Genomic DNA, 19163 nt, shown 5'->3' with positions numbered 1-19163 from the left:
CCTCGGGCGAGCACCGATCGACCGAGCCGATAGATTTCGCTCCGTGTCCGGCATCGCTCAGCAGCTCCAGCGCCACGGAGCGGGCGACGTCAGCGACGACGCCGCGGTCCTCGGCGCCTACTCCTCCGACGCCTCGCTCTACCGCGTCCCGCCGGTGGCGGTCGCGTTCCCCCGCTCGGCCGACGAGGTCGCCGCGGTGCTGGCCGCGGCACGTGCGGAGGGGCTGCCGGTCACCGCTCGCGGAGCGGGGACGTCGGTCGCGGGCAACGCGATCGGGCCCGGCGTGATCATCGACTTCAGCCGGCACCTGAACCAGGTCGTCTCGGTCGACGCCGAGGCCGAGACCGCCGTCGTCCAGCCGGGCGTGATCCAGGCGGTGCTGCAGCAGGCGGCGGCGCCGTACGGGCTGAAGTTCGGGCCGGACCCGTCGACCAGCACCCGCTGCACCATCGGCGGGATGATCGGCAACGACGCGTGCGGCGCGCGGTCGCTGGCCTACGGACGGACCTCCCACAACGTCCGCGGCCTCCGCGGGCTGCTCGCCGACGGCACCGCCCTCGCCACCGGGTACGACGCGGACGGCAGGCCGGTCGCGACGACCGAGGGCTCCGACGTGCTCGACCGGCTGCGCGACCTGGTCGCAGGCGACCTCGGCACGGTGCGCACCGAGTTCGGCACCTTCGGCCGGCACGTCTCGGGCCTCGCGCTCGACCACCTCGCCCCCGAGCGCGGCTTCGACCTGACCCGCACGCTGGTCGGCTCCGAGGGCACGCTGGCGGTGCTCACCGAGGCCACCGTGCGGCTGGTCCGGGCGCCGAAGGCCGCGATCATGGTCGTGCTCGGCTTCCCCGACTTCCCGACCGCGGGCTTCGCGACGACGGAGGTCCTCGCCTTCGAGCCGTCCGCCTGCGAGGGGCTGGACCGGCGCATCGTCGACGTGATCCGCGAGCGGCGTGGACCGGAGGCCGTGCCGGCGCTGCCGCCCGGCGACGCCTGGATGTTCGTCGAGCTCTCGGGCGACGACCCCGACGACGTACGGCGCCGCGCCGAGCTGCTCGCCGTAGCCGGGCTCGGCGTCTCGGCACTCGTCGTCGACGATCCGCGCACGGCCGACCGGCTCTGGAAGATCCGTGCCGACGGCGCCGGGCTCGCGGGACGGGCACCGTCCGGGAAGCCGGCCTGGGCCGGCTGGGAGGACTCGGCCGTCCCGCCGGAGCGGCTGGGCGAGTACCTCACCGCCTTCGAGGGCCTGCTCGCCGCGCACGAGCTGACCGCGATGCCGTTCGGCCACTTCGGCGAGGGCTGCCTGCACGTGCGGATGGACTTCCCGTTCGACCGCCCCGACGGGGCCGACCGGTTCCGCGCCTTCCTCGAGGAGGCGGCCGACCTGGTCACCTCGCTCGGTGGCTCGCTGTCGGGCGAGCACGGCGACGGCCGGGCCCGCAGCGACCTCCTGCCGCGGATGTACTCCCCCCGCGCGCTCGGCCTGATGGCCTCGATCAAGGACCTCTTCGACCCGACCGGCGTGCTCAACCCCGGCATCCTGGTCGACGCGGCGTCGAGCGCCGACGACCTGCGCTACTCCGCCACCTCACGGCTGACCCAGCGCTCGGGCGGGCTGGCCTTCGCCTACGCCGACGACGGCGGCGACTTCGGCCAGGCCGTGCACCGCTGCACCGGCGTCGGCAAGTGCCGGGCCGACAACAGCGGGTCGGGCGGCGTGATGTGCCCGTCGTACCAGGCGACGAAGGAGGAGATCCACTCGACGCGAGGCCGGGCGCGGCTGCTGCAGGAGATCGTCAACGGCGACAGCGACGTGTCCTGGGGCTCCCCCGCTGTGCACGACGCGCTCGACCTCTGCCTGGCCTGCAAGGGCTGCGCCTCCGACTGCCCGACCGGCACCGACATGGCGTCCTACAAGGCCGAGGTGCTGCACCAGACCTACAAGCGCAGGATCCGGCCGCGTTCGCACTACTCGGTGGGTTGGCTGCCGCGCTGGGCCAAGGTCGGCTCGGCGATGCCGCGCTTCGCCAACAGGTCGATGGACGTCGGCCCGCTCCGGAAGGCGGCGCTGAAGGCGGCGGGCGTGGACACGCGGCGGCGGATGCCGGCGTTCGCCCGGCGCACCTTCCGCCGCGCCTTCGGCGGAGCCACCGGAACCGGTACGCCGGTGGTGCTCTTCGTCGACTCCTTCACCAACCACTTCGCCCCCCAGGTCGCCGACGCGGCCGTCCAGGTGCTGCGGTCGGCCGGCTACGACCCGCGGATCACCCGGCAGCAGGAGTGCTGCGGCCTGCCGTGGATCAGCACCGGGCAGCTCGACGGCGCCGCCCGCCGGCTCCGCGGCATGGTCGACGCGCTCGCGGAGGACGCGCGCGCCGGCGTACCGATCATCGGGCTGGAGCCGTCCTGCACGGCCGTCCTGCGCCACGAGCTGCGCGAGCTGGTGCCCGGGCCGGACGCCGCCGCCGTGGCAGAGGCGACGACCACCCTGGCCGAGCTGCTGTCCCGGACTCCGGGATGGACGCCGCCCGACCTCGCCGGCACCCGGATCGTCGCGCAGCCGCACTGCCACCACCACGCGGTGATGGGCTGGAACGCCGATCGCACGCTGCTGGAGAAGGCCGGCGCGAAGGTCGACGCGCTGGCCGGCTGCTGCGGCATGGCCGGCAACTTCGGCGTCGAGCAGGGCCACTACGAGGTGTCGGTCGCCGTCGCGGAGCAGAACCTGCTCCCCGCCGTGCGTGCGTCCGCCGGCGACACTGCCCGGGTCGTGCTCGCCGACGGCTTCTCCTGCCGCACCCAGCTCGACGAGCTCGCCCCCGACGCACAGCCGCTGCACCTGGCCGAGCTGCTGGCCCGCGGCCTCAGCGAGCGCTGAGCCACTCCTGGGTGCGTGCGTCGAGCGCGGCCCGGGCCAGCTCGTCGAGCGCCGCCGCGGACGGCTCCGCGGGACGGCTCTTGCGGTAGTAGCCGGAGACAGCCTCCGGATCAGCGGCGAGGCGGACCAGATGTGCCGCCGAGGCCTCGGGCGTCATCAGCATCCGCCGCTCCAGCGGGCGGGCCAGGTTGCGCAGCCGACGTAGGACCGGGCGGGTCTCCAGGCCGCGGTTCGCGATGTTCGTGGAGACCGCGCCGGGGTGGACGGGGATGGCGCGGAGCCCGCGCGCGCCGTGCTCCTCGGCGAGGGAGGCGGCGTGGTGGACGAGCGCCAGCTTGGAGGTGCCGTACGCCACCCAGGAGTCGTAGGTGACCGGTCGGCCGAGCATCGCGTCGACAGTGCCGCGCTCGTGCAGCTGCGAGACGACGTGCAGCACGCGGGCGTCGCCGGTCGCGTCGGCGGCGGTGAGCAGGGCCGGGAGCAGCGCGGTCGTGAGGTCGACGGTGCCGAGGTAGTTGGTGCGCCAGTGGATCTCGTACCCGTCGGCCAGCTGCGGCTCGGTCCAGCGCGAGCCGAGGTCGAGGTGGATGCCGGCGCTGTTGACGAGGAGGTCGACACGGTCCGCGCGGTCGGCGTACCACCCGGCGAAGGCCGCGACCGAGGCCCGGTCCGCGAGGTCGAGGGGGTGCCAGGCGTGCTCGTCGACCGACGAGCCGCGGGTGGTGACCACGACGTCCCACCCGTCGGCGACCAGCGCGTCGGCGACGGCCCGGCCGATCGAGTCCCGCCCGGCTCCGGTGACGATCGCCCGTGGAGCGCTCACCAGACGACGCCGCGGTCGACCACGAGGTTGGCGCCGGTGACCGACGCCGCAGCGTCGGAGGCGAGATAGAGAAGCGCCTCCGCCACATCGGCCGGCGGCATGAAGCCGGGGATGACCGAGGTGCTGCGCGCGATCAGGTCCCAGTTCGTGTCGGCGGGCAGGCCGGCCGCCGCGGCGTCGACCATCGGGGTCGCGATGCCGCCCGGTGACACGCAGTTGACCCGCACGCCCTTCGTGGCGAACTCGACGGCGAGGGCGCGCATGCCCAGCAGGAGCGCGGCCTTCGAGGAGCAGTACGGCGCGTTGTAGGGCTGCCCCATCACGGCCGAGATCGACGCGACGGAGACGACATTGCCCTTGCTCTCGACGAGCGCGTCGGCGCAGGCCTGGGCAAGCATGATCGGCGCCAGGGCGTTGACGTCGAAGTGCGTGCGCAGCCCGGCCGCGGTGATGGCGCCGAGCTCGGCGAACTTCTGGATGCCCGCGACATTGCACAGCACGTCGAGGCCGCCGAGCTCGGCGAGCGCGCCGGCGACGAAGGCGTCCCGGGCCGCGTCGTCCGCCAGGTCGCAGGCCACGACGCCGGCGGCCGCGACGACGTCGGTGGCGACCACGGTGGCGCCCTCGGCGCGGAACAGCTCGGCGACGACCTGACCCAGGCCGCCGGCGGCACCGGTGACGACGACCCGGCGGCCGGTGAAGCGCTGGGCGCGAGGAGCGGGCTGGTCGGTCATGGTTCCTCCTGGTGACGGGACGCGGCAGGGTGGCACGCCGGGATCACCTTAGAACCTGTTCTAGTTCTGCGCTGCCCCCACCGGGGAACGCACGAACCCCCGGTTCCGAGGAACCGGGGGTTCGTGATGAGCGAAGAGGCTCGGCTCAGGCGTTGTCGAGTGCCTGGGCGACGCGGCGATGCGCCTCCCAGATCTCCTCCGGGAGCCCGTCGAACTGCGCGAGGTGCTTCTCGCGGAAGCCCATCTCCTGCTGCCAGCGCGGCACGTCGATGGTGAGGAGCGTGTCGAGGTCGGCGAGCGCCTGCTCGTCGAGGCCTTCGAGGTTGAGCTCCTCGCGCTTCGGCAGGACGCCGACAGCCGTCTGGACGCCCTCGACCTCGCCGTTGAGGAACTCCATCAGCCAGTTCAGCGGGCGCAGGTTCTCGCGGTAGCCGGGCCACAGGAAGCGGCCGTCCTCGCCGCGCTGGAACCAGTTGACGTGCGCGAAGATCGGCTTCGTCGTCGCCCGGCCGATGACCTCGAGCCAGTGCGCGGCGTAGTCGGCCTCGGAGTACGACATGAACGGGCGCATCGACATCGGGTCGTAGCGGAGCACGCCCTCGAGACCGTCAGCGGCGGCGGTCGCCTCGGCGCCCAGGGTGAGGCCGTCGTACACGCCCTCGGCGACGTCCTTGATCGCACGGATCAGCGGCTCGCGGTCGCGGGTGCGGCCACCGAAGATGATGCCGTGGATCTCGACGCCCTGCGGGTCCTCGAAGTCCTTGGCGACGTTCGGGACGTTGGCCAGCGTCGTGGTGAACCGGCTGTTGGGGTGCGCCCACGGAGCGTCGGCGTCCTCGGGGGCCCGGTCGGCGATGATGTCGCCCTTCCAGTCCTCCCAGCCGTCGAGGTCGGTCGGCTTGTCGCCCTTGCCCTCCCACCAGACCTGCTGGGTCTTCGGGTTGTAGGCGACGTTGGTGAAGATGGCACCGGTGCCCGGGACGATCGAGTCGATCGCGGTCGGATTGGTCTTCTCGTTGGTGTCCTTGGCGACACCGAAGACGCCGTTCTCCGGGTTCATGCCGTAGAGCTTGCCGTCGTCGCCGACCCAGATCCACGCGATGTCGTCGCCGTAGAACTCGACGTAGTAGCGGTCACCCAGGGCGTCGGGGGCCAGCGTCATCGCGAGGTTCGTCTTGCCCGAGGCCGACGGGAAGCCACCGCAGATGTTGTACTTCTTGCCGGTCTGCTTGTCGGTGATGCCGAGCAGCATGAACTGCTCCACGAGGAAGCCGTTCTTCCAGCCGTCGTAGGCACCCTGGCGCAGGCCGTGGGCGATCTTGCCGAGCAGCGCGTTGCCGCCGTACGACGAGCCGAAGTGCAGGATCGTGCGCTCGTCGGCGACGGTCACGAAGTAGCGCTTGTCGTCGGGGGTGCCCTGGCCGAGGTTCTCCAGGTCGCCGGTGACGTGCACGGCCTTGACGAAGGAGTCGCCGAGGTCGTTGACGTACTCCACGCCGACCCGGGACATGCGGATCATCTGGAGGACGACGTTGCGGTTGTCCGTCAGCTCGACGCCCGCGGCGAACCGCTCGAGCGGGGAGCCCTTCGGCGACATGAGGTAGGGGATGACGTACATCGTCTTGCCCGCGGAGGCGCCGGTCATCAGCTCGACGAGCTTCGGCTTCATCTCCGCGGCGGGCTTCCAGTTGTTGTAGACGCCCTTGTCGTTCTCGTCGCTGGTCGCGACGATGGTGCGCTCCTCGGCGCGCGCGGTGTCCTTGAAGTAGGAGCGCGAGTAGTAGAGACCCTCGCCGGCAGGCAGCAGCTCACCCGCGTCCAGCGACTCCTGGACGAGTCGCGCGTCGTCGGCCGCGGACACGACCTCGATGCGCTCTGCCCCTGTGATGTTGGCCCAGTGTGCGACGTACTCACGAACGTGGGGGTTGGTGAGACCCGCCTCGTCGAGCGTCCGCTCCACATCAACCATGTGCTTCGCCAGCCTTTCGGTCCTTGTCAAGGTGTGGGCACGCTACCCCACAGCCCACCCGGGTTTTTCCGGGGTTCGAATCGTCTGATCCGGGGACACCGTCGTCCGCGTGACAGTCACCATGACACCCGTTTTGCGATGACGCACATCGGCGCGCATCCGGCCCCCAGCGCGGTGTCGGCACCGCTCCGGATTGGATCGATCGAATGTCAGTGGCCCGCGGCGAGCAGCTCATCGGCCCGGCGCAACCGGCGGAAGTACGTCGCCCGGCTGAGGTAGATCCCGCGCATCGCCGCCTCGTGCGTGGTCCCGGCAGTGAGGTAGCGGCGGCGGACGAGGTGGAGCGGGTGCGGCCCCGGTTGAGGTGCCGGGGCGGGGGTAGGAGGCGGCCATGAGCCTCCCGCCCCCGCCGCCCGCGGGACCACCACCCTCGGGACCGCCGCAGGGACCGCCGCAGGGACCGCCGTCGGGACCGCCCTCGGGCTGGGGCCCGCCCGCGTACCCGCCCTACGGTCCGCCGTCCGGCCGCCCGCCGCGGCGGCGCAATGTCGGTCTCGTCGTCGGGCTGGTCGCGCTGGCGGTCGTGCTGCTCGCCGCCATCGGGGTCGGCGCCTTCCTGGTCGCCGGCGGTGGCGACGACGGCGACCGGACCGCGGACGACCGGACCACCGGAGACGCCTCCTCCGAGGCCACCTCCGAGACCACCGAGCCCACCTCCGAACCCACCTCCCCGAACACCTCCGCGACCCCCACCGAGGTCCCGACCTCGGTGCCGTCCGCGCCGTACACACCCTCCGACGACACCGATGACGACATCCACAACGACGTGAAGGCCGCCGACTTCCCGGGCGACTGGGACTTCAAGCTCGGCGACGTCGAGCATCACGCGACACTGGTCCGCTCGGTCGACCAGCCGAGCTGCGCTCCGGTCGAGGAGGGCAACGTGCTGACCCGCCAACGCTGTCAGTACGCCGTCCAGTGGGTCTTCGACGCCCTCGGCGGCAAGGTCCGGCTCACCCACCTGTTCCTGGTGTTCGACACCGAGCGACACGCCAAGGCCGCGCAGGGCACGATGAAGGACAAGGACTTCGACCTGCCCGCCGACAGCACCCTCCCCTCCTTCGCGGCGGGCAAGTGGAACTCCGGTGTCTACGGCAACATCGTCGCCGTCACCATCGGTACGGCGAAGGCCGGAGTGGCCGAGAAGAGGCTGACGTCGCTGGTCAACTACATGAACACCGACTTCAAGTCCGCCCTCCTGTTCACGTCCTGAGGGCCGATCGGCCGGCGCCCGACGCGGCGAGGAAGTTTTTCCTTCAACCTGATGACAAAGCGTGGCGTCATCTGCCATGCTGCTCTCGCCGCCGCAGGTGACCCGAGACGCCTGCGGCGGCTTCCAGCTTTTTAGGGGCCGAGCGTGTCGCATACGGCGCCTCGCCGCCCTGCCTGGGTCGAGCGGTGTCGCGCGCTGTAACTACCTGTCCTTGCCTCTGCCGTACCGGTCTACGGGTCAGGTAGCAGCAAGGACAGGTAGTTACAGTTCCGGCGGCTCCTGCTGGTGCCAGCCCAGCGACGTCAGTCGCGGTAGGCGGGTGCGCGGCGACTCGGCATCGGCTCGGCGCTCGCCAGCAGCGGCAGCACCCGCGGCGGGATCAGCACCGACAGCACCATGACGCTGGTGGAGCGGACGACCGACGAGGACTGGTCGATCCGCACCAGGGTCGCCTGGAGCTCAGGGTGCGAGCGGGTCGCGACCCGGCACAGGACGTCGTACGAGCCGGTCGTCACGTAGGCCTCGAGCACCTGGGGGATCGCCTCGAGGTCGCGGGAGACCTCGTCGAGCGCGCCCTGGGAGATCTCGAGGGTGACATAGGCCTGCACCTCGAAGCCGGCCGCGGCGACGTCGAGCGTCGGGTCCCAGTCGGCGATGACGCCCGCCTCGGCCATCCGGCGCAACCGGCTCTGGACCGTGGCGCGGGCGACCTTGGTCTGGCGGGAGAGCTCGAGGTCGCCGGCACGCGGGTGCTCGCTGAGCGCGGCGAGCAGGGCGAGGTCGATCCGGTCCAGGGCGAGCATGCGCCCATTCTAGTCAATCTGCATACCTCAGGTCGGCCAGGACCGGCAGTAGCGACCACTCTGCCTACCTTCTGATGGACAGGTTGTGTGTCCCAGGCCCGGCCTGGTGTGCTCCTCGCATGTCCCTCCAGGAGACCCTGACCAGTGAGGAGCGGCTCGCCGAGCTCGACCTCGACACGCTCAAGCAGCTCGTCGGCCTCGTCGAGTACGACGACCGCGAGGACCCGTTCCCGGTGACCGGCTGGGACGCCGCCGTGTGGGTGGTCGGCAACGCCACCCAGTCCGCCCACTTCTTCGTCTCGGCGTTCGGGATGGAGCTGGTCGCCTACTCCGGCCCCGAGACGGGCAACCGCGACCACGTGGCGTTCGTGCTCAAGAGCGGCGCGGTCCGGTTCGTGCTCAAGGGCGGCGTCGACCCACGCAGCCCGCTGCACGACCACCACCGCAAGCACGGCGACGGCATCGTCGACATCGCGCTCGAGGTGCCCGACGTCGACAAGTGCATCGCGCATGCCCGCTCCGTGGGCGCCACGGTCGTCGAGGAGCCGCACGACCTGAGCGACGAGCACGGCACGGTCCGGATCGCCGCCATCGCGACGTACGGCGACACCCGGCACACGCTCGTCGACCGCAGCCGGTACGACGGCCCGTACCTCCCCGGCTATGTCGCGCGCACCTCGTCGTACGTCCGCCCCGATCGGGGGTCTGGGGGCGCAGCCCCCAGGGTGCGGCTGTTCCAGGCGCTCGACCACATCGTCGGCAACGTCGAGCTCGGCCGGATGGACGACTGGGTCGAGTTCTATCGCAAGGTCATGGGCTTCACGAACATGGCCGAGTTCATCGGCGACGACATCGCCACCGACTACTCCGCGCTCATGTCCAAGGTCGTCGCCAACGGCAACCACCGGGTGAAGTTCCCACTCAACGAGCCGGCGGTCGCGAAGAAGAAGTCGCAGATCGACGAGTACCTCGAGTTCTACGACGGTCCCGGCGCCCAGCACCTGGCGCTGGCGACCAACGACATCCTCGACACCGTGGACCGCCTGCGCGCCGAGGGCATCGAGTTCCTCGCCACACCCGACTCCTACTACGAGGACCCCGAGCTGCGCGCCCGCATCGGCGAGGTCCGGGTCCCGGTGGAGGAGCTGCAGAAGCGCGGCATCCTGGTCGACCGCGACGAGGACGGCTACCTGCTGCAGATCTTCACCAAGCCCCTGGGCGACCGGCCGACGGTCTTCTTCGAGCTCATCGAGAGGCACGGCTCGCTGGGCTTCGGCAAGGGCAACTTCAAGGCGCTGTTCGAGGCGATCGAGCGCGAGCAGGAACGACGGGGGAACTTCTGATGGCGACCGACACCGCGCCCACGACGGCCGGGACCGGCATGCTCGAGCTGCTCGGCCGCTTCGAGGCCAAGGCGCCCGAGATCGTCTTCGAGTGGCACGACGCCGAGACCGAGGCGAAGGGCTGGGCGGTCATCAACTCGCTGCGCGGCGGCGCCGCGGGCGGCGGCACTCGGATGCGCGCGGGCCTGGACCGCAGCGAGGTCGAGGCGCTGGCCAAGACCATGGAGGTGAAGTTCACCGTCTCCGGACCGGCCATCGGCGGCGCCAAGTCGGGCATCGACTTCGACCCCGGCGACCCGCGTCGCGAGGGCGTCCTGGCCCGCTGGTTCAAGGCCGTGACGCCGCTGCTGAAGACCTACTACGGCACCGGCGGCGACCTCAACGTCGACGAGCTGCACGACGTCATCCCGCTCACCGAGCGCTACGGCCTGTGGCACCCGCAGGAGGGCATCGTCAACGGCCACTTCGCCGCCGACGAGCGCGAGCTGGTGCAGCGGGTCGGCATGCTGCGGCTCGGCGTCTCCAAGGTCGTCGAGGACCCGCGCTACACGCCCGAGCGGGACCGGAAGTACACCGTCGCCGACCTGGTCACCGGCTGGGGCGTCGCCGAGTCGGTCGTCCACTACTACGCGACGTACGGCGCCGACCGCGGCCAGCAGCTCGCCGGCAAGCGCGTGATCGTCCAGGGCTGGGGCAACGTCGGCTCCGCCGCCGCCTACTACCTCGCCCGGGCCGGTGCCCGCGTCGTCGGCATCATCGACCGCGACGGCGGCCTGATGAACCCCGACGGCTTCAGCACCGACGAGGTCCGCGCACTCTTCCTGGCCAAGGAGGGCAACGCCCTGCGCGCGGACGACCTCGTCCCGAACGACTCGCTCGACGACGAGATCTGGGACCTGGGGGCGGAGATCTTCCTGCCCTGCGCCGCCTCGCGCCTGGTCTCCGCCGAGCACGTCAAGCGACTGGTCTCCGGCGGCCTCGAGCTGATCTCCGCCGGCGCCAACGTGCCCTTCGCCGACCCGGAGATCTTCTACGGGCCCACCTACGAGTTCGCCGACCAGCACGTCTCCGTGATCCCGGACTTCATCGCCAACTGCGGCATGGCCCGGACCTTCACCCTCCTCATGGAGGGCATCCCCGAGGTCTCCGACGAGGCCGTCTTCGGCGACGTCTCCCGGACCATCCGCGGCGCGCTCGAGCGGTGCCACGCGCGCTCGTCGTACCCGACCTCGGTAGCGGCGACGGCCTTCGAGATCGCCCTCGACCAGCTGGTCTGAGCGCTACCGGGCGGCGAGCACCGTCACGTGGTTGGCCACCGCGAGGCCACCCATGTTGTGCACGGCCCCGACCCGAGCGCCCTCGACCTGGACGCCCGGGAAGGTGCCGGTCAGCTGCATCGCGACCGACACGTGCTGGGACACCCCCGTCGCCCCGACCGGGTGACCCTTGGACTTGAGGCCGCCCGAGGGGTTCACCGGGAGCGCGCCCCCGGGGAGCACGGTGCCGTCGTCGAGAACGCGGCGCCCCTCGCCGCGCGGCGCCAGGCCGAGCACCTCGTAGAGCTGGAGCTCGGCGATCGTGAAGCAGTCGTGCAGCTCGACGAGGTCGAGGTCCGACCGGCTCATCCCGGCGTCCCCGAGCGCGCGTCGCCAGGCGAGCTCGGTGGCCGCGAACGCGAGCGGATCCCGCCGCGCCACCGGCAGATGGTCGTTCGCGAAGGACCAGCCGGCCACACGGACGGCGTCGTGCCGGGAGGACGTGGGGCGCCGGCCGAGCACCAGCGCCGCGGCACCGTCCGAGACGGGAGAGCAGTCGGTGCGCCGCAGCGGCTCGGCGACCATCGGGTTGCGGTCGGAGGTCGTCGAGCAGAACTCCACGCCCAGGTCCTTGCGCAGGTGCGCGAAGGGGTTCGCCGCGGCGAGCCGGTGGCTCTTGGCGGCGATCGCGGCGAGCGTCTCTCCCACCGGGCCGTACCGCTCCTCGTAGGCGCGGGCCACGTCGGCGAAGAGACCGGCGAAGCCCGTCGTCGACGTGGAGCCGGCCGCGTCGTAGTCGGCACCGAGCAGAGCCGCGCCCACGGTCTCCGGCGGCAGACCGGTCATCTTCTCCGCACCGACGACCAGCACGTGCTCGGCCCGTCCCGACAGCAGGTGGCCGAGGCCGACGTGCACGGCCGCAGAGCCCGACGCGCACGCGTTCTCGACCCGCAGCGCGGGCACGCCGAAGAGCGCATCGTCGATCTGGAGCGCCAGCGACGACGGGAACCCGAGCGGCTGCAGGCCGGAGTTGAACTGCCCGAGCACGACCAGGTCCACCTGGCCCGGCGCGACCCCGGCGTCGAGCAGTGCCGCCCGGCCGGCCTCGACGACGAGCGACTCCAGCGTCGCCTCCGGGTGCTTGCCGAACGCCGTGTGGCTCCAGCCGAGCACCAGTGCCTCGTCCCTGCTCACCATCCCTGCCAGCCTCCTCGCAGCTGCTTCTTGTCGATCTTCCCGACGGCGGTCGTCGGGAGCGTCTCCACCAGCACGACCGCCTTCGGCCGCTTGTAGGCCGTCAGGCCCTGCCGGGCGGCGGCCCTGATCGCCTCCTCGGTGACGCCGGTGGCCCCGGGATCGTCGGGGCCGGCCGGTTCCCGGGGGTCCGCGGGGACCACGAACGCGACCACGGCCTCGCCCCAGTCGGGGTGCGGCACACCGGCCACCGCGACCTCGCGTACGCCGGGGACCCGCGCCAGCACCTGTTCGACCTCGCTGGAGTACACGTTGAGGCCGCCCGTGATGATCATGTCCTTCTTGCGGTCCACCAGGTGGAGGTAGCCGTCCTCGGTCAGGTGGCCGAGGTCGCCCGTGTGGAGCCAGCCGTCCCGCAACGCCTCGGCCGTCTCGTCGGGACGGGCCAGATAGCCCTCCATCGTGTACGGCGAGCGGGCGATCACCTCGCCGACCTCACCGGGCCGGCACGACGTGCCGTCCTCGCGCACGACGCGCACCTCGGCCATGACGACCGCCTGGCCGCAGCTGGTGAGCCGCGACGCACCCGCCGGATCGAGCCGGTGGTCGTCGCGGCGCAGCCGGGTCAGGAAGTTGGGAGCCTCCGACTGGGCGTAGAGCTGCATGAACACCGGACCGAACAGCCGCAGACCCTGCTCCAGCCGGTCGGGGGTGATCGGCGCGGCGCCGTACAGGATCGTGCGCAGGGAGGACGTGTCGACATCGCCGCGCTCGACCACCTCGTCGAGCAGCCGGTAGATCATCGTCGGGACCAGGAAGAGGTAGGTGACCCGGTCCCGCTCGATCCGGTCGACGACCGCACCGACCTCGAAGCCCTCCTCCAGCAGGACCGTCGCCCCCTTGGCGAGCGCCGCCTGCAGCAGGAAGCCCGCGCTGTGCGGCAGCGGCGAGGTGAGCATCAGCACGTCGTCGGCGGCCAGCTCCATCTCGACGAGGTGGGAGAGCAGGTTCATCGCGATCCCGCGCTGGGTGTGGACCACGCCCTTGGGGCGCCCGGTGGTGCCGCCGGTGTACATGAGGAGCGCGCGCCCCGGCGCGGGTACGTCGGGAAGGTCGGTGAGCGGCGGATGGTCGAGCGCGTCCGCCCAGGCATCCGCGTCGCCGCCCACGACCAGCAGCCGCGACGCGTCCCCGCTGCCGGCGCTCGCCCGGAGCGCGTCCGCCCGGCGATGGTCGACGACACACAGCACCGCGCCGCAGTCGGCGAGGACGTAGGCCTGCTCCTCGTCGGACAGCATCATGTTCATCGGGACCTTCGCGGCGCCCAGCAGCGCCAGCGCGAGGTCCGCGACGACGTACTCGACGGCGTTGGGCAGCGCGAGGGCCACCGGGGAGCCGGGGCCGACGCCCCACGCCCGCATCGTCCCCGCCAGCCGATGCGCGTGGTCGTCGAGCTCGCGATAGGTCCAGGTGCGCCCGCCCGTGACGACCGCGGGGCGGTCGCCGTGCCGGGTGAGGGCGGGAACGAGGTAGTCCCGCAGCACGGGATCGGTGGGCATCCGCGTCATCCTTCCGAGAGCGTCGGGGCGGGCCCGACCTGCGCGACCCGCATGGCCATGGCGAGGGCGCGGTAGAGACCGACCAGCCACACGACCTCCTGCAGCCGCGGCCAGCCGAGCTGGGTGAGGGCATCCTCGAACGCGTGCGGCGCCAGGTCGCCGTGCTCGCAGAGGTCACCGGCGACGGAGCGCACGACGAGGTGGTCCCCCGACGTGCGCGGCCGGCCACCGCGGATCGCGGTGACCAGGTCGGGGGACGCACCCGCGCGCAGGGCGAGCGGCTCGTGCCCGTCCTGCATGTAGGCGCAGCCGTCGAGCGCGGCCACGACGAGGATGACCAGCTCCCTCTCGACAGCGGTCAGCTCGCCCTCCCGGAACCGGCCCGCGAGGTCGAGGACCGCCTCCCCGACCCGGGGGCTCGCCGCCATCAGGTCGAAGGGCCCGCTCAGCCGGCCCTGGGCATCGACGGGGTCGATGCCCAGGCCGGCCCCGGACCAGCGGTCCCGGACCAGCGCGACGAACGCCCGCTGGTCCCCGGTGAGCTGGCCGGCCGTGGTCCACGGCGCGCGGCCGAGGAGGGCGCCGGCGGCTGGCGTACCGCTCACTGCTCCCCCAGGTACGCGGAGCGGACCCGGTCGGAGCGGAGCAGCTCCTCGCCCGTCCCCTCCAGCACGATCTGACCGTCGGCGAGGACGTAGCCGTGCTCCGACAGGCCGAGCGCCCGGTGCATGTTCTGCTCGGCCAGCAGCACGGTGACGTCCTGTGCCGCGATGGTCTCGATGACGTCGAAGACCTGCGCGACGACGATCGGGGCCAGCCCGAGCGACGGCTCGTCGAGGACGAGCAGTCGGGGGCGTGAGACCAGGGCCCGCCCCAGGGCGACCATCTGCTGCTCACCGCCGGACATCGTGCCGCACAGCTGGCGGGAGCGCTTGCGCAGGATCGGGAACAGGTCGAGCGCCAGGTCGATGCCGTTGTCGGAGCGCCCGCGCGCCGCCGGATGGTGCAGTCCGAGCCGGAGGTTGTCGCGGACCGTCATCTCCTTGAACAGCCGCCGGCCCTCCGGGACGATCGCCATGCCGAGGGCAGGACGGTCGGCGGCAGGGCGACGGGTGATGTCCTCGCCGTCGAGCAGGACCTGCCCGGACGCGATCGGCTGCATCCCCAGCAGTGCCTTGACGAGGGTGCTCTTGCCGGCGCCGTTCGAGCCGATGAGCGACGCCGTCGTTCCGGCTGCCACGTGGAGGCTGACGCCCCGCAGGGCCGCCGCCTCGCCGTAGTTGACGACCAGGTCCCGTACCTCAAGCATCGACCGGTCCTCCCAGGTAGGCCTCGATCACTCGAGGGTCGTTGAGCACCTCGGCCGGCGTGCCGTTCGCCAGGTTCTGTCCCTGGTTGAGCACGTACATCCGATCGGCGAGGGTCGCGACGGCGCGCACGTTGTGCTCGATGTAGATCACGGCCATGCCCCGCTCGCGCAGGCTCGCGATCAGGTCCATGCCGAGCGCGGCCTCGCTGGGGTTGAGCCCGCCGAGCACCTCGTCCAGCAGGATGAGGGACGGGTCCAGCGCGACGGCGCGGGCGATCTCGAGGAACTTCCGTTCGTGCAGGGTGAGCGAGCCGACCTCCTGGGCGGCGTGCGCCGCCAGGCCGACCGCGTCGAGGACGCCCCGGGCCCGCTCGAGGGCCGCGGTCCGTCCGGTGGCGTGACGCCCGAACATGGACGCGGTGGCGACGTTCTCCTCGACCGTGAAGGAGCCGAGGGGGCGAGGGACCTGGAAGGTGCGGGCGATGCCGGCATGCGCCCGGCGGTGCGCACTCGCGCGGGTGATGTCCCTCCCGTCGAACTCGATGGTCCCTGCGGTCACCGGCAGGGAGCCGGCGATCGTGCTCAGCAGGGTGGTCTTGCCGGAGCCGTTGGGCCCCACCAGGCCGACGATCTCGCCGGCCGTGACCTCGATGTCGACCTCGCTGAGGGCCTTCACCCCGCCGAAGCGCTTGGTGATGCCATGGCAGCGCAGCAGGCTCATCGCGCCCCTCCTTCCAGTGCCGGCACGCGCCGGGCCCCACGCCGCCGCGGGATCGCGCCGGACAGGCCGTGGGGCAGCAGCGCGATGACCACGACGAGCGCGGCCCCCAGGATGATCTGCGAGAGCTCCGGCGAGCCGACGTCGAGCAGCACCTCGCGCAGGACCACGACCGTGGCGGCGCCGATGAGCGGTCCCCACCACCGGGTGATGCCGCCGAGGATGGTCATCATGATGACGAGCAGCGGGATGTTCAGGCTGAACACCGCGCCGACCTCGACGTAGCCGAGGTAGATCGCCTGCGGCGCGCCGGCCAGGCCGGCGAGCACCGCGCTGGCCACGAACGTGAGCACCTTGTAGCGGTAGGTCGGCACGCCGAGCGACTCGGCGACCTGCTCGTCGTCGCGGATCGATCGCAGCGCGGAGCCCCACCGGGTGCTCGACGTGGCGATCGCGACACCCGCGGCGAGGACGGCGAGCCCGGTGGCGATCACGAACAGGTGGCTGGTCGACGATCCGGCCCACGAGCCCACCGTGTGCTCGCGGACGAAGACGCCGGTGCCACCGTCGAGGAAGGCGACATTGGACACCACCGTGACCACGACGAAGGCCATGGCGAGGGTGATCAGGCCGAACAGGTCCCCCGAGAACCGGGACGACGCGAAGACCGCCAGGCCGACCACCAGCGCCAGTGCCCCGGCGGCCAGGCCTGCTGCCAGGAGGACCACGACGAAGGGCGCGTCGCTGTGCCGGAAGACGGCCGCCGCGGCGTACGTCCCGATGCCGAAGAAGACGCCGTGGCCGAAGCTCGCATAGCCGGTGTTGCCCGAGAACAGGCCCCAGCTCAGGGCGAGCACGATCCAGGTCACGAACTGGAACCCGAAGGCGATGGCGAAGTCGGAGCCGAACGCGGGGACGACGACGACGGCGACGACGGCACAGCCGACGACGGCGACGAACTGCCGCCACAGAGCGTGGTCGCGCAGGGCGTTCATGCGGTCCTCCCTGAGGTGAAGCGCTCCCGCGCGATGCGGGTGAGCGGCTGGAGGGCGAGGAAGAGGAAGAGCACGCCGAAGGTGACGGCCGGTGCCCACTGGGGCGGGAACCACAGCGACCAGGCGTTCTGGATCATCATCAGCACGACCGCCGCGACGAGGGCACCCAGCGGGCGGCCGAGGCCTCCGAGCATGGTGGCGACCACGACGATGCCGATCCACTGCAGCGGCAGCGTCGGAGTCAGCGGCATCCGCAGGCTGACCACCATCCCCGCGACCGCCGCGGTGGCCGCGGCCAGGCCCGAGACGGCCAGCGTCAGTGGAAGCACCCGCACACCCAGGGTCTCGGCGATCGCGGCATCCTGCCGCATCGCCTGCACCGCGCGTCCGGCACGGGTGCTCCGCAGTGTGTACGCCGCCAGGCCCACCATGAGCGCCGCGCAGACGAGGGCGACCAGGTCGATCGGCTGGACGGCCAGCTGCGGCAGCGGCTCCGGGAGCCGGATGCTCGTCGTGAAGCCGTCGGACAGGAGCGGCCGGAGGTTGAGCAGGTCCGGGCTCCAGATCATCGACACCACGCTCTCGGTGACGATGAAGAGGGCGAAGGTGATGAGCAGGGTCGTGAACGGCTGGGCATCGATCAGATGGAAGAGCCACTGCACGCCCACGCCCACCGCGAAGAACGCCGGCACGGTGACCGCGAGGGTCAGGAACGGGTCCCAGAGCAGCTCGGTGACCAGGCTGTAGGTCAGGTAGGCCCCGAGCAGGGTCAACGAGAGGTGGAAGAAGTCGGCCACCCCGAGGTGGCCCCACTTGACGCTGAGACCGAGCGCGATGCTGCCGAACAGGCAGCCGAGCAGTGCTCCGTTGAGGAGGGTCTGGGCGAGCGCGAGCGAGGAAACGGACATGGAGGTCTCCGGTCGGTCCGGTGGTCGGTCCGGTGGTGGGCCCCGGCTGGGGGCCCACCACGACGGCACGGAGGGATCAGGGGTTGTAGTCGAGCTCGGCGCCGGCGACGTCCTCGGGCCAGACCAGGACGCGCTTGCCGTCCTGCACCTGGGCCACCCGGTTGATGTCGATGCCGTAGTTGTTGAACCCGTCGAAGCTGAGCTTCCCGACGACGGTGTCGACCTCGTTGGCGTTCAGCCACGCGATGACGGCCGCGTTGTCGACGCCACCCTCGGTGATCCCGGTCAGCAGGATCTGCCACGCCGCGAGGCTGGCGGCCGCCTGCGTCTCGACGAAGGGGAACAGGTCGTCCCTCTGCGCGACCTCGCTGTAGGTCTTGGTGAAGTACCGGGCGATCGGGGTGTCCCCCAGCGGCGGGTTGTCCTCGTAGATCGAGGAGATCATCATGCCGTCGGCCTTGTCGCCCAGAGCGGCGACGGCTGCCGGCGCCGGCAGGGAGACGTAGATCGAGCGCGGCTCGTAGCCGATGGCGTCGAACGCCTGGTAGAGGTTCGTGACGTCGGCGCCGATGCCGCCCAGGTAGACCAGGTCGGGGTCGGCGTTCTGGATCCGGATCGCGATCGAGCTGAAGTCCGTGGTGCCGAGGTCGTACTCGACATCGCCCTCGATCGTGGTGCCCGCGCCCTCGAGCGCCGTGACGACCGAGCCGCGGTAGCTCAGCGTGGTCGGGAATTTCGCCGTCGCGAAGAACGCCGACTCGGGCGGGTTGCCGCTGGACTCCAGGGCGTCGAGCAGCGTCTGGGCCTGCGCGTCGAACATGTGCGTCGGGTCGTCGACACCGCCCATCTGCCAGGCCGGGAAGTGGTTCTCGCCGATCAGCTTGTCGGGCGCGCCGTTGGTGGCGGTCGGGTACGCGTAGCCGGCGCGGGTGACCGGGCCGGCGCCGGCGAGCGTCGCGGCGCCGCCGTAGGGGCCCATCACGAAGTCGACCTTGTCGCCGATGAGGCGCTCGTAGTTGGACGTCACCGTGGCCGGCGTCGACTGGTCGTCGATGACCTTCCACTCGAGGGGACGGCCGTCGATCCCACCGCACTCGTTGACCCAGTCGACCACCAGCTCGGCGACCGCGTCGTGGAGGGTGCCGGTCGGCGCGAGCGGCCCGGTGAGGCTGAGCGAGCCGCCGACGACGATCGGGTCGCCGGTGGGCGCCGCGCCCTCGGCGCACTCCATCCCGGCGATCGGCGCGACCAGCTCGGCATCGGGGATCTCGGCGACCCGGTCGTCGGCCGACTTGTCGTCCTTCACGACGCCGCCGCAGGCGGTGAGCAGCAGCACCGCGGCGGCGCTGAGGGCGAGCCCGCGCACGGCGGGCCTCGGGGCGTGGAACATCGTGGTCT

General features: G+C 71.8%; 16 protein-coding genes. 4 read left to right on the top strand and 12 right to left on the bottom strand.

Going from position 1 to position 19163, the window contains the following annotated elements:
• Window positions 1-43: 43 nt before the first annotated feature.
• Entirely contained in the window at window positions 44-2881 is a 2838-nt protein-coding gene (locus KVF89_RS12970) for an FAD-binding and (Fe-S)-binding domain-containing protein (protein ID WP_257425998.1), read from the top strand.
• Here the strand turns inward: KVF89_RS12970 and KVF89_RS12965 are convergent.
• The 3 genes from KVF89_RS12965 to KVF89_RS12955 form a co-directional block, all read right to left on the bottom strand.
• Window positions 2868-3704 carry an SDR family NAD(P)-dependent oxidoreductase gene (locus KVF89_RS12965; RefSeq protein ID WP_257425997.1) on the bottom strand — a complete coding sequence of 279 codons (837 nt, stop codon included), beginning with the start codon at window positions 3702-3704 and terminating at the stop codon, window positions 2868-2870. The genes KVF89_RS12970 and KVF89_RS12965 overlap by 14 nt on opposite strands.
• Window positions 3701-4438, bottom strand: coding sequence for an SDR family NAD(P)-dependent oxidoreductase (locus KVF89_RS12960; protein WP_257425996.1), 738 nt, complete (start codon window positions 4436-4438; stop codon window positions 3701-3703). The genes KVF89_RS12965 and KVF89_RS12960 overlap by 4 nt, the downstream gene beginning before the upstream one ends.
• A 145-nt stretch (window positions 4439-4583) precedes the next feature.
• On the bottom strand, window positions 4584-6407 hold the full coding sequence (locus tag KVF89_RS12955; RefSeq protein ID WP_257425995.1) for a phosphoenolpyruvate carboxykinase (GTP): 1824 nt from the start codon (window positions 6405-6407) through the stop codon (window positions 4584-4586).
• Window positions 6408-6798: 391 nt separating this feature from the next.
• Between KVF89_RS12955 and KVF89_RS12950 the strand changes: the two genes are divergently transcribed.
• Window positions 6799-7680, top strand: coding sequence for a hypothetical protein (locus KVF89_RS12950; RefSeq protein ID WP_257425994.1), 882 nt, complete (start codon window positions 6799-6801; stop codon window positions 7678-7680).
• Between the two features lie 302 nt (window positions 7681-7982).
• Here the strand turns inward: KVF89_RS12950 and KVF89_RS12945 are convergent, their stop codons facing one another.
• Complete coding sequence (locus KVF89_RS12945; protein WP_257425993.1) at window positions 7983-8483, bottom strand: Lrp/AsnC family transcriptional regulator; 501 nt, start codon at window positions 8481-8483, stop codon at window positions 7983-7985.
• Between the two features lie 119 nt (window positions 8484-8602).
• Between KVF89_RS12945 and hppD the strand changes: the two genes are divergently transcribed.
• Entirely contained in the window at window positions 8603-9826 is a 1224-nt protein-coding gene (gene hppD, locus KVF89_RS12940; RefSeq protein WP_257425992.1) for a 4-hydroxyphenylpyruvate dioxygenase, read from the top strand.
• Window positions 9826-11103, top strand: a complete 1278-nt coding sequence (locus KVF89_RS12935; RefSeq protein ID WP_257425991.1) for a Glu/Leu/Phe/Val dehydrogenase dimerization domain-containing protein — start codon at window positions 9826-9828, stop codon at window positions 11101-11103. Before hppD ends, KVF89_RS12935 begins: the two co-directional genes overlap by 1 nt.
• Window positions 11104-11106: 3 nt before the next feature.
• Here KVF89_RS12935 and KVF89_RS12930 read toward each other — a convergent pair whose 3' ends face one another.
• From KVF89_RS12930 to KVF89_RS12895, 8 genes are all read right to left on the bottom strand, one after another.
• A complete protein-coding gene (locus KVF89_RS12930; protein ID WP_257425990.1) occupies window positions 11107-12279 on the bottom strand; it encodes a thiolase domain-containing protein in 1173 nt (390 codons plus the stop codon).
• Window positions 12273-13835, bottom strand: a complete 1563-nt coding sequence (locus KVF89_RS12925) for a class I adenylate-forming enzyme family protein (RefSeq protein ID WP_257425989.1) — start codon at window positions 13833-13835, stop codon at window positions 12273-12275. The genes KVF89_RS12930 and KVF89_RS12925 overlap by 7 nt, the downstream gene beginning before the upstream one ends.
• Before the next feature lie 5 nt (window positions 13836-13840).
• Window positions 13841-14440: a carboxymuconolactone decarboxylase family protein gene (locus tag KVF89_RS12920; RefSeq protein WP_257425988.1), complete on the bottom strand. Its 600-nt coding sequence runs from the start codon at window positions 14438-14440 to the stop codon at window positions 13841-13843.
• Complete coding sequence (locus tag KVF89_RS12915) at window positions 14437-15144, bottom strand: ABC transporter ATP-binding protein (RefSeq protein ID WP_257425987.1); 708 nt, start codon at window positions 15142-15144, stop codon at window positions 14437-14439. Before KVF89_RS12915 ends, KVF89_RS12920 begins: the two co-directional genes overlap by 4 nt.
• A complete protein-coding gene (locus KVF89_RS12910) occupies window positions 15137-15865 on the bottom strand; it encodes an ABC transporter ATP-binding protein (protein ID WP_257425986.1) in 729 nt (242 codons plus the stop codon). The genes KVF89_RS12915 and KVF89_RS12910 overlap by 8 nt, the downstream gene beginning before the upstream one ends.
• A complete protein-coding gene (locus tag KVF89_RS12905) occupies window positions 15862-16857 on the bottom strand; it encodes a branched-chain amino acid ABC transporter permease (RefSeq protein ID WP_257425985.1) in 996 nt (331 codons plus the stop codon). Before KVF89_RS12905 ends, KVF89_RS12910 begins: the two co-directional genes overlap by 4 nt.
• Window positions 16854-17765 (bottom strand): branched-chain amino acid ABC transporter permease, encoded by a 912-nt coding sequence (locus KVF89_RS12900; RefSeq protein WP_257425984.1) that lies wholly within the window; start codon window positions 17763-17765, stop codon window positions 16854-16856. The genes KVF89_RS12905 and KVF89_RS12900 overlap by 4 nt, the downstream gene beginning before the upstream one ends.
• 76 nt (window positions 17766-17841) lie before the next feature.
• Window positions 17842-19155 (bottom strand): ABC transporter substrate-binding protein, encoded by a 1314-nt coding sequence (locus tag KVF89_RS12895; RefSeq protein ID WP_257425983.1) that lies wholly within the window; start codon window positions 19153-19155, stop codon window positions 17842-17844.
• Between the last annotated feature and the right edge of the window lie 8 nt (window positions 19156-19163).

The organism is Nocardioides carbamazepini (assembly GCF_024614185.1).
GTDB classification, from domain to species: domain Bacteria; phylum Actinomycetota; class Actinomycetes; order Propionibacteriales; family Nocardioidaceae; genus Nocardioides; species Nocardioides carbamazepini.
This window is presented reverse-complemented; position numbering and strand designations above follow the sequence as displayed.